The following is a 12,367-nucleotide window of genomic DNA, read 5'->3' as shown; positions in this document are numbered from 1 at the left end:
ATGCGAAGCATTACGGAACCAGTCGGGGCTATGCCCCTCCTTGTCATTGCTTCGCAATGAATGAGGAGTGAAACGACTGGTTTGCCTTAATGCGAAACATTACAAGGTTCTGACAATAGATTTACTATAGCACGGGAAAGCTAATTTATCGAGCAAGAACATTATTATGTTTAATTCTCCAATTGAGGAAATAAAATCAAAACTTGATATAGTTGAGGTTATTGGTTCTTATATCCAACTAAAAAAAGCAGGAGCAAGTTATAGAGCTTTATGTCCTTTTCATTCTGAGAAAACTCCTTCTTTTTTTGTTTCTCCTGCCAGACAAATATGGCATTGTTTTGGGTGTAACGAAGGGCATAGTATCTTTGATTTTGTAATGAAAATAGAAGGTGTAGAATTTGGTGATGCTCTAAGGATGTTAGCTCAAAAAGCTGGCGTTGAATTAAAACCAATAAGACCAGAATTGCGGACTAAAAGACAAAGACTGTATGAAATTTGTGAATTGTCAACTAAATTTTTTGAAAAACAATTAGGGAATAGTTCAAAAGGAAAAAAGGCAAAAGACTATCTTTTAAAGAGGGGGATAAGCGAGGAATCAGTTAAAAAATGGAGATTAGGTTGGGCTCCAGATAGCTGGCAGGGATTAACTAATTTTTTGGTTTCAGAAAACTACAAAAAAGAAGAAGTTGAGAAAACTGGGTTGGTAATAAGAAATGAAAGAGGCAAGTATTACGACCGTTTCAGGGCAAGGATTATGTTTCCGGTCTTTGATTTTAACTCTCAGGTAATTGGCTTTGGAGGTAGAGTATTACAAAAATCAGAAAAGATTGCTAAATATGTCAATACCCCTAATACCATTTTGTACGACAAAAGTAAAATTTTATATGGCTTAGATAAAGCAAAAGTAGAAATAAGAAAGAAAGATTTTTGTATTTTAGTTGAAGGTTATGTAGATGTAGTTATGGCTCATCAATCAGAGTTGATAAATACGGTCGCTACTTCAGGTACTGCTTTAAGCAACTATCAATTAAGTATTCTCAAAAGATATTCTGATAATTTATTTTTAGCTTTTGATATGGATTTTGCAGGAGATAAAGCTACGAAAAGAGGAATAGATTTAGCTCAGTCAAAAGGTTTTAATCTAAAAGTAGTAAAGCTTCCCGAAGATAACGACCCTGCAGATGTTTTATCAAAAGCACCTAAAAGATTTAAAAAGTTAGTTGATAACTCTCTTTCAATTTTAGATTTTTATTTCCAAAATGCATTCGGTCAATTCGACGAAAAAAAACCGGAAGGTAAAAGAGAAATATCAAAAGTTCTGCTGCCTGTCATAAAAAGGATTCCCAATAAAATTGAGCAGTCTCATTGGATTCAACAATTAGCAAGAAGACTTAATGTTTCAGAGAAGGATGTTGTAGAAGAATTGCGAAGAATAAAAACGGAAAGAGTTTCAGATGTTGAGATATCGATTTTAGAGTCTCCAAATCCGATTTTTCAAAAGACAAGAAAAGAACTTTTAGAAGAAAGATTAATGAGTCTAATTTTAAAAGAACCTCAAAGCTTTGACCTTATTAATAAAGAAGTTATTTCCTGTTTATCATCAAAAAACCAAGAAGTTATTAGTATTTTAAATAATTTTGAAAACCAAAAAAATCTTTCTCAAGAATTAGTGAATTTTCTTTCTTATCTCAGCTTAAAAGCAGATATTGAAGAAATAGAAGAAGAGAAAATAATACCTGAAATTAAATTTTGTTTAAAAGAGATAAAATTTCTTAAAGTTAAAGATAGATTAAATAAAATTTCTCTTGAAATCAAAAGAGCCGAAGAAGAAAAAGACTCCAAAAAAATCAAAGAGTTGACTGAAAAATTTAATCAATGGGTAAAAAAAATAATTACTAATTAATTAGACTCTATGTTAAAAAAGAAAACCCGCCGGTTGGAGGACCGCTGGTTGGCGGGAAAAAAGAAGAAAAAACCAAAAGTAAAACCAAAGAAAAAGACAAAGGTAAGAAAAGGTAAAAAGAAAAGAACAAAGAAAACCCGCCAGTTGGTGGGAAAAAAGAGAAAAAGACTTACAAGAACTCGTTCAAAGGGTGTTTTTCTTGAGGAGAAAGTTGAAAAACTGATTAATAAAGGTCAGGAAAGAGGTTTTATTACTGTTTCTGAGATTTTATACTTTTTCCCCGAAGCAGAAAAAGACATCAAAGGTTTAGAAAGATTTTATGAAGAATTAGAGAAAAGAGGAATTGAAGTAAAAGATGTTAAAGAGTTCTTAGTGCCGGAAAAGAAAACGAAAACTGGTAGTAGAGCAAGAAAAATTGATCCTGTTCAAATGTATTTAAAAGAGATTGGTAGGGTTTCCTTTTTAACTGCAGACCAAGAGAAAGAACTTTCAAAAAGAATTGAAAAAGGAGATGAAGAGGCAAAAAAGAAATTAGCCAGAGCTAATCTTAGATTAGTGGTTTCAATCGCTAAAAGATACATTGGCAGGTCGCCTAACTTAACCATCCTTGACCTGATCCAGGAAGGAAACCTTGGTCTCTTCCGGGCCGTTGTGAAATTTGATTGGCGGAGAGGTTATAAATTTTCCACCTATGCTACCTGGTGGATAAGGCAAGCAATCAGCCGAGCTTTGGCTGACCAGGCAAGGACAATCAGAATACCTGTTCATATGGTTGAAACCCTTTCAAAATTTAACAAGGCAAAGAAAAGGATTTTAAAAAGTTTAGGCAGAGACCCTTTACCGGAAGAGATTGCAGCTGAAATGGGAATTGAGGTTAGTAAAGTTCATCACTTAATGAAAATTTCTCAGCGAACAATATCGTTAGAAACACCTGTGGGAGATGATGAAGATGATTCAATATTAGCTGAATTCATTAAAGACGAAAAAACCATTTCTCCCTCTTTGGATGCAGCTCGAGTTTTACTTAGGGAGAGATTAAAAGAGATTTTAGTTGATTTAACCCCAAGAGAGCAGAAGATTCTATCAATGAGGTTTGGTTTAGAAGATGGGATTACTCATACTTTGGAAGAGGTGGGTCAGGTATTCGGGGTAACACGTGAAAGAATTCGTCAAATTGAAGCAAAAGCCCTTGAAAAAATCCGTCAACATCGTTCTTTGAAGAAATTAAAAGGATATTAAGTTGGTATTTGAGGGAGAAAATAACATTTTATACAGAAGACTTCACAAATTTTAAAATTTAGATTATATTAAACTAGAAGTTATATATTACACAATAATCTAATAGTAGAACAAAGGTTATATAGCTTGACATTCAGGGTTCAGAATGAAAGAATTAAATAATGGGTTACGCAGGAAAACTGAAGTTAAAATTGAAAGCTAGAGAACTACGAAAGAAAGGCTTATCAGTTAAAACAATTCAGAAGAGATTGGGTGTTTCAAGATCTTCTGTGAGTTTATGGGTGCGCGATATTCAGTTAAGTAGAAAACAATTGGAAAGACTATATTTGAACAAAAGGACAGGTGCTCTTAAAGGAAGTATTATTGGAGCCAAGAAAAAACAAAGAGAGAGGGAGGAGTTAACTCGTAAATTAATAGCAAAAGGTAAAAAAGAAGTAGGGAATATTTCAAAGCACGATAGATTTATAGCGGGGATATCCTTATATTATGGAGAGGGAGGTAAAACAGATGGAGATGTTTCCATCACCAATTCTGACCCAAAAGCTATTAAATTTATGGCTAACTGGCTTCGGGAATTCTGTAAGGTTTCTGAAAAGAGATTAAGGGGAAGTTTATATATTCATGATAATCTCAATAGAATAGAAGCAAAAAAATATTGGTCGAAAATAACCAAGATTCCTCTTAAACAATTTACAAAAACCTATATTGCTAAGAATAATCCTCATAGATTAAGGAAAGTGAAACATCGTTATGGGGTGTTTAGAATAAAAATAAGTGATGTAAATTTACATCGAAGAATAATGGGTTGGATTTCAGGGGTTTTCAAAAAATAAACATTCCGGCGTGGCGCAATGGTAGCGCGGGTGCCTGTGAAATATCGCAGCTTCTTCGAGAAATCGAGGTTGAAAAACGGGGTGAATTGCGGGAAGCCTAAGTTTTAAGAAAAGTTAAAATATGGTAATCCGCAGCCAAGCCCTGAACCGTAGGGTTCATGGAAGGTTCAGAGACTATCCCGGAAGGGAGTACTAGTCCAGAATATTTTATTTCTGGATGGGGAAGCGCCCCGCTCCGTAAGACTTCTATGTCTTGGAGATGAGATAGTCCACCCCTAGTGGAAACACTAGGATAATGTGTAAGCACTAGGTTGCAGGTTCGAATCCTGCCGCCGGAGCTAGGGTCCAGAAATGGCTTTGTTAAGCCATTTTTTGATATCGAATTAGACACTAGAATTTATTAGTGATAAAATTAGAGCATATAAACAAAAATTTGATAAACTAACTTTTAATTAAAGTATTTGTGGATAAAATTTATCAACAATTAGGAATACCAGAAGAGAAGAAAGCAGTTTCAATTACTGAGAAAGAGGGTAAATATATTTATAATTTTCTTAAAAAGAATAAAATTAAGAAAACACTTGAAGTTGGTTTTGCGTATGGATGTTCAACAGCGTATATAATTTCTGCGACAAAAAGTCAGCATTATGTGATCGATGCGTTTCAAGGAACTTATTCCAATATTGGGATAAAAAATATAGAAAAGTTGAAATTAAAGAAATTCCTCATATTTGAAAATGATTCATCACACAATGTTTTACCAAAATTACTAAAGGGGGGTGTAAAAGTAGATTTTGCCTTTATTGATGGGGGACATAAATTTGATGTTATATTTGTTGATTTTTATTACATTGATTTATTGCTAAATAACAAAGGTTATGTCCTTTTTCATGATGCATGGATGAGGTCTACTCAATATGTAATTTCTTGGATAAAGAACAATAAGAAAAACTACAAAATTATCAAAACTCCAATAAAAAACTTTATCCTTGTCCGAAAGATTGGAGAAGACAAAAGAGTCTGGCACTATTTTAAGGGTTTCTGCACTATAAAATCATTCTTTTCTCATTTGATTTTTAGCTTAAGGCAAAAAAAGTAATGAACTGAGTCTTATGTATAGTGATGGGTTTGTGTAAAACAGGTTCTAACATCGTCCTCTGGAGCTAAACAGAAAAGCATTTAATTGGTTCAATCACTGGAAATCTCTCCCAAAACCAAGTTCTCTTAATTCCGAAGGAATTACAGCGTAGTGGTTTGTATATTGTACTATCCCCGGAGCCAAACTGTGAGGTTTTCGAGAGACCGAGCCACATTTAGAAATCGCCAAGAAGGCGATTTTTTGGTAGAATGAAAACGAAAGGTCTGAAATATTTTAATTAAATTTAAAATTAAAATTTTTATGATGAGAGAAAATTGGATGTTAGGATTTCTCGGATTTATGGGGATAAGGGGTATCCAAGGACTTTTAAGTGGAAATTTTTCAGAAGCCATTTGGTTGGTTTGGTTTGTATGGTTTATTTATTTCATACCTGAGAAAAAGTCATAAAACAGGTTCTAATATTGTTCAGTCCCCGAAGCAAATTTCAGCCGCCGTCTCCTCAAGCAGGCGGTTTTTTTGTTACCTTTCTTTCTCCCCATCGTTATATTAAGTAGAAAGGTCGTTAAGATATATAATTAATTATTAAAAAAACATGTTAAAGTTAATCATTACCGTCTTTATTTCATTGCTTATTGTTGTCGGTGTAAGCTACGGAGCAAGCCATTATATCGTTGCTCCAGCAGCAGAAAACACAAAAGACGCCGGCATTCAAACAATAGAAAAGGAGGTTGGCGAGGACTTTGGAATAGTCTTGGAGGCCAATCCCACTACCGGCTATCAGTGGACAGTGGAGTTTGATGAAGGGTTTATTGAATTGGTTGACAGAAACTATATTGTTCAGGAGCCAACCTTTTCAAGAAATGCAATGGTTGAATCTGTTATGGCTTCCAGAGATGGAGAAATTCAGACCGAGGATCTTCCCGATGGTGCAAGAGACATTATTGATAGCAATCAGGTTAGAGAACAATGGGCGCAGGATCAAATCGATGGAGGAGTTATAGGAATTGAGAACCCGGAAGAGTCAGAAATGGAGGTTCCGGTTGGTGCCGGAGGACAGGAATCTTTCGAATTCCTTGCCCTGAAGAAGGGAGAGACAGAAATAAAGTTTTCTTACGGGAGATCCTGGGAGGAGGAACCGATTAAAACCCTAATTTACAAAGTGGTAATTAAGTAGGATTGTAAAAAGCAGGGTTCTTGGCCCTGCTTTTTACTCTGAGATCGTGTAGAATACACTAATGGAACAGGAAATCATTGAGCAATGCAAAAAAGGAAACCTGAAGGAGTTTGAAAAACTCTACGATAGTTATTTTAAGAAAATATACAGGTTCATTTACTACAGGACCGGGCACAAAGAAACAGCAGAAGATATTACCAGCCAGACTTTTATTAAGGCCCTGGAGAAGATTCAAGGCTTTGACCTCGGCAGAGGAACCTTTTCTGCCTGGATTTACTGCATTGCCCGAAATAAAGTAATTGATCATTATCGAACCAGAAAAAGCGAGCTTGATATTTCTGAAGTTTGGGGCTTGGGCAAAGATCCCAGCCTGGATATTGAGTACAGAGACAGGTTAAGGGAAGCGGAGAATTATCTGAAAAAGATTAAAAAAGACCAGAGAGAGATTGTCTTGATGAGGGTTTGGGACGGCTTGTCTTACAAAGAGATTGCTGAAATTACGGGAAAGAGCGAGGCAAACTGCAAGATGATTTTCTCCAGGACCATAGGAAAACTCAAAGAAGAAATAGTTTTATTATTAATCCTATTAAGCATCTATGGATAAAAGAGTTAAAGAAATCTTAGAAGATCTCTATCTCATAGATAGGAGCTTGAGAAAGCACCAAAATGAGATGGAGAAGCTAATTGAAAAGCTTTTAATGGCAAAGCCCGATGTTGAGATTGACGAAGCCTTCAAAGCAAAACTAAGAGCTAAATTATTAGACAGGGTAGCTGAGTTAAAAGCCAAAAAAGCCTTATTTTGGAATTTCTTTAATTTCCAAAAGTTTTCTTACGTCCATGCCTTAAGCTTATTCCTTCTTTGCGCTCTTTTGATTGTCCCTGCTGTTTATTATTTGAACAGACAGGCGCCAACAGAAGAGCCGCCTGTTTTTGAAGAGATACCCATGTTTGCCAATCGAGCTTCGGTTTTTTGCGAAGAGCAGGGAGGCGTTTTAGAACACAGAATGGTTGAGGCGGGGCAGAAGGGATTTTGCATATTTGAAGACGGCTCAGAGTGCGGCCAGTGGGACTTTTTCCGGGGAGAATGCCAGAAAGGAGAAAGATTCTGCAAGGACATGTGCGGTGACGGCATATGCCAGGAGTTTGTCTGCATGGCTCTTGGCTGTCCTTGTTTTGAGACAAAAGAAACTTGTCCGGAAGACTGCAAATAACTAATATCTGCAGTTTTTTGGTAGTGAACGAAGACCATTTTCCACCATTTTCATCGAGGGGCCTATCCCGTTAGGGCGACCGAGGGGGTATAAATAAAAACTACCCCAATGCGGTTTTTATGGTATAATAAAACACAAAAGGTCGAGACCCATAATTTCTAAATTTTTATATATGAAAAAAATAATTATTTCATTTTTAATTTTTGCTCTATTTGGCTCAGTGGTAATTGCTACTGGACCAAAAGACGCTGCTCCAAAAGGAGCTCAGGATACTGGTGCAAGGGTAGAAGATTCTGAAAAAGGTCAAGAAACAGGTCAGAGTCAGCAGATACAAACAGAGCAGGAAACTCAAAATCGCGGTGAAGAACAGCAAACACAAACAAGAGAGGAAGAACGAGTTCAGGAAAGAGAGGAAACAGGACAAGGACCGGGCGGGCAGACCTTTATCTTGGAAAGTCCACAAAGGGCTCGCACTATGAATGAAGCAAGAGAAATGGTGCAGCAAAGGAAGTAGGAAATGAACCAAGAGATGCAGGGGTTAAGCAATATTCAGAAAAAAGTATACCAGAATCAAAATCAAGCCAGAGAAGCAGTACATGCTTTACTTGCCATCGAGGATTTAGCCACGGGCATCGGTCCTCAAGTTTCCCAGATTGCTCGCGAATTCAACAATTCTGTTCAAGCGACGATAATAGCTGAGGAAAAAATACAGAAAAGGAATGTTTTTGTCAGATTTTTTATGGGTGGAGATAAGAATGCTGCTGAAGACATGGAGCGAGAGCTAAACCAAAATCAACAGAGAATTCAAGAACTTAAACGGTTGAGAGAAGAATGCTCTTGTGGCGAAGAGGTTAAAGCAATGATACAAGAGCAGGTTCAAAATGTAGAACAAGAGCAGGTAAGACTTCAACAATTAGCAAGTAGAGAGAAAAGCACCAAAGGAGTGTTCGGCTGGATTAGAAATTTGTTTAGGTGGGGAAGATAAGAATTTTTATTTGTCTTATCGTTCAAAACAGCCTCGATTTATCTCGCCGAAGTTTAAAACGGAGGCGGACCGAGAAGCATTATGAGATACCCCTAAAAGTCCCTAAATTTGTTCCTGAAAGTCAGGTTTGAGACCGACTACGGTAGCAAGCGACCGAGAGGCCTATGGCGATAGGACGACCCGAAATGGATATAAGTAAAAAATCGCTAAATGAGCGATTTTTTGGTAGAATGAAATTGTTAAGAATATAAAAATTATGCAAAGAATAAAAATAAGAGCAAACTTTATTCACTATAAGAAATCTAAATTTTTATATAACATTCGTGAAATAGTATTTGGTATAGAGGATGGTATGCTTTCGACTCTTGGGGCATTAACTGGTATCGCGGCCGGTAGTAACAATCACTTTTTCATTATCTTGTCTGGTTTCGTAATTGTCATAGTTGAAGCAATATCTATGGGAATTGGTTCATATCTTTCAACTAAATCTGTAAAAGAAGTCAATGAACGGAAATTGGAAGAAGAAAAAATAGAGATTGAAGAGGGTCCTGAAGAAGAAAGGAAAGAATTAATTAAGATGTATACGAGAGATGGCTGGCCATTAACTCTTGCAAAAGAAATGGCATTAGTAGCTTCCAAAAATAAATCCTTGTTTTTGAAAGAAATGATGCATAGAGAACTTTTCACTAATCTCGGCGTTCCAGAAAAGCCGATACATAGTGGAATCTTTATGTTTTTTTCTTATATAATTGGTGGAAGTTTACCCGTTTTGCCGTATCTTTTTTTGCCAGTTTCATTAGCCATGATAATCTCTATAACAATTACACTTATTGGCCTATTTGTGCTTGGATCCATAACTACAAAGTTTACGAAGCGCCGGTGGTGGAAATCAGGGTTTGAAATGTTTATCTTAGCAAGTATAGCAACGTTAGCAGGTTATGTTATTGGTGTTTTTGTTAACTCTTTTATTATGAAATAAACCTGTTGTCTTATTTTAGCTAAAAATAGCCCCGATTTATCTCGCCGAAGTTTAAAACTGAGGCGGACAGAGGGGCGTTATTTAGAACCCTCAAAATCGCCCAATTTTTCCTTCAAATTTTGGTTCGAGACCGACTACGGGAGTCCCGATTTTTAAAAAATCCGAGAGTTTTTCTCTCGGGTTTGACTTTTGTAAAAACTCTGTTAAACTTTAAAATCAGAAAAGATAGCTCCTTAATAATTAAATTGTTTAATGTAAGGAGGTGGAAAAAATGGAAAATATAAAGGAAATAATTGGGCTTAATCCGAGGGCTTTCGATACGAAAGTCCTAACAGAAGAAGAAATTCTTCATTGGTTTGATCTCTGCGATGCTTTCTGGCTTCACGATGGCGATCCTAAAAAACCCCATGCTGAACTGACTTCTGGAATGTGCAGCAATGGTTATGTCAATTGTCCCGAGGTTCTGAAATACCCTAACCTTAACGAGATTCTGGCTCTACAACTAGTTCGCTTATTACGAGAAAAGGGAATAGGAAAAGTAGATTGGGTGATTGGGTCAGCATACGCTGATATAACCTTTTCTTACGAAGTGGCGAAAGCTCTTGGGGCAATCCACGGATTTACAGAAAAAGATCCTATCAATCCAGAGAAAAAACGAATGCTCTGGAAAAGAATGACTATCCCAGCTAAAGCTAAGGTTTTACAAGTCGAGGAACTTATCACCACCAGCGGTACCTTTAAAGAAGTCCGACGAGCAGTAAGAGAGGGAAACTCTGAACAGGTTAATTTTCTACCAATTGTTGGCGTTTTAGTTCACCGCCCACCCAAATTACCAATAGATTACGAAATTGACGATGAAAAAATCAAGGTTATATCTTTAATCGAGAAAGGAATGTGGGCAGTTGATCCTTCAGAGTGTTCACTGTGTAAAGCTGGTTCGCCACGGTACAGGCCAAAGAGTCACTGGAAAGAATTAACTGGAAAGAAATAGGGTTAATAAAACTAATAAAATCCATAATCCATTTATTTTTTATTTTATGGATTTTTTTTATTTGAACTTTTGCTAAAAGAGTCTCCAAGTCTCTAAGATTTTCCCTAATTTTACCCCAATCCACGGTTCCCATTCATAAAATGAACGAGACTCGTCTTCGAGAGAAGACGGCTGAACGCGTCCAATAAGGGGAGCAAAATGTTGACAGTGCTTTTTAAGGAGATATAATGCAATTAGAAATATGCTTTCAGAGGAAGACATTAAAAAACTTTTAGAGGTTGTTGCTACTAAAGAAGATATTAAAGATATTAAACGAGGCATTGATGGCTTACGAGAGATAGTCCAATCTTTAGTTGTATCTGTAGATAAATTAGTTAAAGCTGTAGATGATTTGAAAACAGAATATGTAGCAATAACTAACCAAGTTAGTCGCCATGAGAAATGGCTTCATCAAGTTGCAGATAAGCTCGGCATTAAATTAGAATATTAAAATAAAAACTAAACCAGATTGTCAGGGGAGATTATGTTTTAGTTGATAAATTGATTAAATAATGTAGTATGATACTATGATGCTATTTAAAAAGATAGATGAAAAAGTAAATCATAAAGAAGATGAAGAGGAAAAAGAAGTAAAAGAAGAGCTTAAAGAAGTAAAGAAAGCCTTAGAGACTTCTTCTGATGATTAGTCTTTTTTATTTTATATTTTTAAACTGGCTATTGTTAATAACTTTAGCCATTTTTTTTGGGTTTTTGGTATAATGGAATAATAATACATTTATAGAGGAGGTAAATACCATAAATTCTTATTCAAGTGGTAATTTATGATTTTGGGTACAGATAAACTGTTAGAATTAATACGTAATCAAAACCTTATTCAAGGTTTAGATGAAAAAGATATTAATATCGAAGGATGCGGTATTGACCTTAGAATAGGGGAAGTATATGAAATGGGAGAAGGAAAAGGTTTTATCTTTCGCGATACCAGAAAAACTCCACTTTACAAACTCATTGCCAAATTTAAAGAGAAAGAGAATAAAAAGCTAAAATTAAAGCCAGGAAAATTTTATATTGCAAAAACAGTCGAGATAATAAATACTCCTAAAAATCTCTATGGAATTTTTATACCCCGTGGCACTTTTTTCGCTAATGGGATTTTAGTTTTGGGTTTCAGGGTAGACCCGGGATATAAGGGAAATTTTAGGTTTCACTTAATTAATCTTGCGGGAAGCGATTTTGAAATAGAAATGGGTTCGAGAATCGCTAATATGATTTTTCTTGAAGTTTCCGGGAAAACGACATCATACAAAGGACAATGGCAGGGAGGACGAGCTTTTATAGAGAAAGAAGAAAAACAAACAAGGCAAAATTAATAATGGCTTAGGCTTTTGTTTTTTAAACAATTGCTTTATAATAAATAAAAGAATATGAGCACAAAAACAAAAATATTAATTGTGATTTTAATAGTTTTTGTAATTACTGCTGGTTGGTTAATTTGGAAATGGCAGGATTATTTGATGGTTGTATTAAGCTCTACTGATAAGATGGAGGATGAAGAAGGAGAGAACTTAAGAGTGAGCATTAAGAATGATTTCAGAAAAAATATCTGCTTTTCCTCTTGTTATCCCTATTTTTTAGAGAAAAAGAATGGTCAATGGGAAAGTTATCCTTATAGAGTATGTGAAAAACCAGATATCAATAAAACTTGTATTGAACCCGGTCAAATTAAAACTTTTGAAATTAATTTATCTTTTGTAGAAGAAAGACTTCACCGACTTGCCTTGCCTGTTTGTGTGGGTTGTGAACCGGGAGAAGAATTTAAAGAAATTAAAAGATTCTACTCCAATGAATTTATGATTAGTGAGAAAAAAGTTAGTGAAACCACCAATTCCGTCAATTAGGAACCGTAACCCATTAATAGTAGGTAAATTCACTCAACACCGCTCAGGACAAAGT

The 12,367-nt window shown here is 35.7% G+C and carries 14 protein-coding genes; all 14 read left to right on the top strand.

Annotated elements, in window-relative coordinates:
• Nucleotides 1-166 precede the first annotated feature (166 nt).
• The 14 genes from IB617_00070 (at nt 167) to IB617_00005 (ending at nt 12,312) form a co-directional block, all read left to right on the top strand.
• Entirely contained in the window at nt 167-1,903 is a 1,737-nt protein-coding gene (locus IB617_00070) for a DNA primase (GenBank protein ID UZE93238.1), read from the top strand.
• A gap of 9 nt (nt 1,904-1,912) precedes the next feature.
• A complete protein-coding gene (locus IB617_00065) occupies nt 1,913-3,142 on the top strand; it encodes a sigma-70 family RNA polymerase sigma factor (protein ID UZE93237.1) in 1,230 nt (409 codons plus the stop codon).
• 161 nt (nt 3,143-3,303) lie between these two features.
• Entirely contained in the window at nt 3,304-3,975 is a 672-nt protein-coding gene (locus IB617_00060) for a hypothetical protein (protein ID UZE93236.1), read from the top strand.
• 463 nt (nt 3,976-4,438) lie between these two features.
• Nucleotides 4,439-5,074, top strand: coding sequence for a class I SAM-dependent methyltransferase (locus IB617_00055; protein UZE93235.1), 636 nt, complete (start codon nt 4,439-4,441; stop codon nt 5,072-5,074).
• Nucleotides 5,075-5,666: 592 nt separating this feature from the next.
• Entirely contained in the window at nt 5,667-6,248 is a 582-nt protein-coding gene (locus IB617_00050; GenBank protein ID UZE93234.1) for a protease inhibitor I42 family protein, read from the top strand.
• A gap of 61 nt (nt 6,249-6,309) precedes the next feature.
• Nucleotides 6,310-6,852, top strand: a complete 543-nt coding sequence (locus IB617_00045) for an RNA polymerase sigma factor (protein UZE93233.1) — start codon at nt 6,310-6,312, stop codon at nt 6,850-6,852.
• On the top strand, nt 6,845-7,459 hold the full coding sequence (locus IB617_00040) for a DUF333 domain-containing protein (GenBank protein ID UZE93232.1): 615 nt from the start codon (nt 6,845-6,847) through the stop codon (nt 7,457-7,459). The genes IB617_00045 and IB617_00040 overlap by 8 nt, the downstream gene beginning before the upstream one ends.
• 172 nt (nt 7,460-7,631) lie before the next feature.
• Nucleotides 7,632-7,973 carry a hypothetical protein gene (locus IB617_00035; GenBank protein ID UZE93231.1) on the top strand — a complete coding sequence of 114 codons (342 nt, stop codon included), beginning with the start codon at nt 7,632-7,634 and terminating at the stop codon, nt 7,971-7,973.
• Nucleotides 7,974-7,976: 3 nt separating this feature from the next.
• The gene (locus IB617_00030; protein ID UZE93230.1) at nt 7,977-8,444 is read left to right on the top strand and encodes a hypothetical protein; all 468 of its coding nucleotides are present in this window, start codon (nt 7,977-7,979) and stop codon (nt 8,442-8,444) included.
• Between the two features lie 256 nt (nt 8,445-8,700).
• Nucleotides 8,701-9,423 carry a VIT1/CCC1 transporter family protein gene (locus tag IB617_00025; protein ID UZE93229.1) on the top strand — a complete coding sequence of 241 codons (723 nt, stop codon included), beginning with the start codon at nt 8,701-8,703 and terminating at the stop codon, nt 9,421-9,423.
• A 271-nt stretch (nt 9,424-9,694) separates the two neighbouring features.
• Nucleotides 9,695-10,414, top strand: a complete 720-nt coding sequence (locus IB617_00020) for a hypothetical protein (protein ID UZE93228.1) — start codon at nt 9,695-9,697, stop codon at nt 10,412-10,414.
• A gap of 241 nt (nt 10,415-10,655) precedes the next feature.
• A complete protein-coding gene (locus IB617_00015) occupies nt 10,656-10,904 on the top strand; it encodes a hypothetical protein (GenBank protein ID UZE93227.1) in 249 nt (82 codons plus the stop codon).
• A gap of 331 nt (nt 10,905-11,235) precedes the next feature.
• On the top strand, nt 11,236-11,784 hold the full coding sequence (locus IB617_00010) for a hypothetical protein (GenBank protein ID UZE93226.1): 549 nt from the start codon (nt 11,236-11,238) through the stop codon (nt 11,782-11,784).
• Nucleotides 11,785-11,838: 54 nt separating this feature from the next.
• A complete protein-coding gene (locus tag IB617_00005) occupies nt 11,839-12,312 on the top strand; it encodes a hypothetical protein (protein ID UZE93225.1) in 474 nt (157 codons plus the stop codon).
• The last annotated feature ends 55 nt before the right edge of the window (nt 12,313-12,367 follow it).

This window comes from Candidatus Nealsonbacteria bacterium, assembly GCA_026016225.1.
Classification (GTDB): Bacteria; Patescibacteriota; Minisyncoccia; order Minisyncoccales; family JANBVM01; genus Nealson33H.
Note: the sequence above shows the minus strand (reverse complement) of the source record. Positions and strands in the feature narration are given on the sequence as shown.

Excerpts from the sequence above, each read along its gene's own strand:
- IB617_00005 (UZE93225.1), top strand. The coding sequence starts at position 11,839 with ATGAGCACAAAAACAAAAATATTAATTGTGATTTTAATAGTTTTTGTA.
- IB617_00060 (UZE93236.1), top strand. The coding sequence starts at position 3,304 with ATGGGTTACGCAGGAAAACTGAAGTTAAAATTGAAAGCTAGAGAACTA.
- IB617_00050 (UZE93234.1), top strand. The coding sequence starts at position 5,667 with ATGTTAAAGTTAATCATTACCGTCTTTATTTCATTGCTTATTGTTGTC.
- IB617_00020 (UZE93228.1), top strand. The coding sequence starts at position 9,695 with ATGGAAAATATAAAGGAAATAATTGGGCTTAATCCGAGGGCTTTCGAT.
- IB617_00040 (UZE93232.1), top strand. The coding sequence starts at position 6,845 with ATGGATAAAAGAGTTAAAGAAATCTTAGAAGATCTCTATCTCATAGAT.
- IB617_00030 (UZE93230.1), top strand. The coding sequence starts at position 7,977 with ATGAACCAAGAGATGCAGGGGTTAAGCAATATTCAGAAAAAAGTATAC.
- IB617_00070 (UZE93238.1), top strand. The coding sequence starts at position 167 with ATGTTTAATTCTCCAATTGAGGAAATAAAATCAAAACTTGATATAGTT.
- IB617_00035 (UZE93231.1), top strand. The coding sequence starts at position 7,632 with ATGAAAAAAATAATTATTTCATTTTTAATTTTTGCTCTATTTGGCTCA.
- IB617_00010 (UZE93226.1), top strand. The coding sequence starts at position 11,236 with ATGATTTTGGGTACAGATAAACTGTTAGAATTAATACGTAATCAAAAC.
- IB617_00015 (UZE93227.1), top strand. The coding sequence starts at position 10,656 with ATGCTTTCAGAGGAAGACATTAAAAAACTTTTAGAGGTTGTTGCTACT.
- IB617_00065 (UZE93237.1), top strand. The coding sequence starts at position 1,913 with ATGTTAAAAAAGAAAACCCGCCGGTTGGAGGACCGCTGGTTGGCGGGA.
- IB617_00025 (UZE93229.1), top strand. The coding sequence starts at position 8,701 with ATGCAAAGAATAAAAATAAGAGCAAACTTTATTCACTATAAGAAATCT.
- IB617_00045 (UZE93233.1), top strand. The coding sequence starts at position 6,310 with ATGGAACAGGAAATCATTGAGCAATGCAAAAAAGGAAACCTGAAGGAG.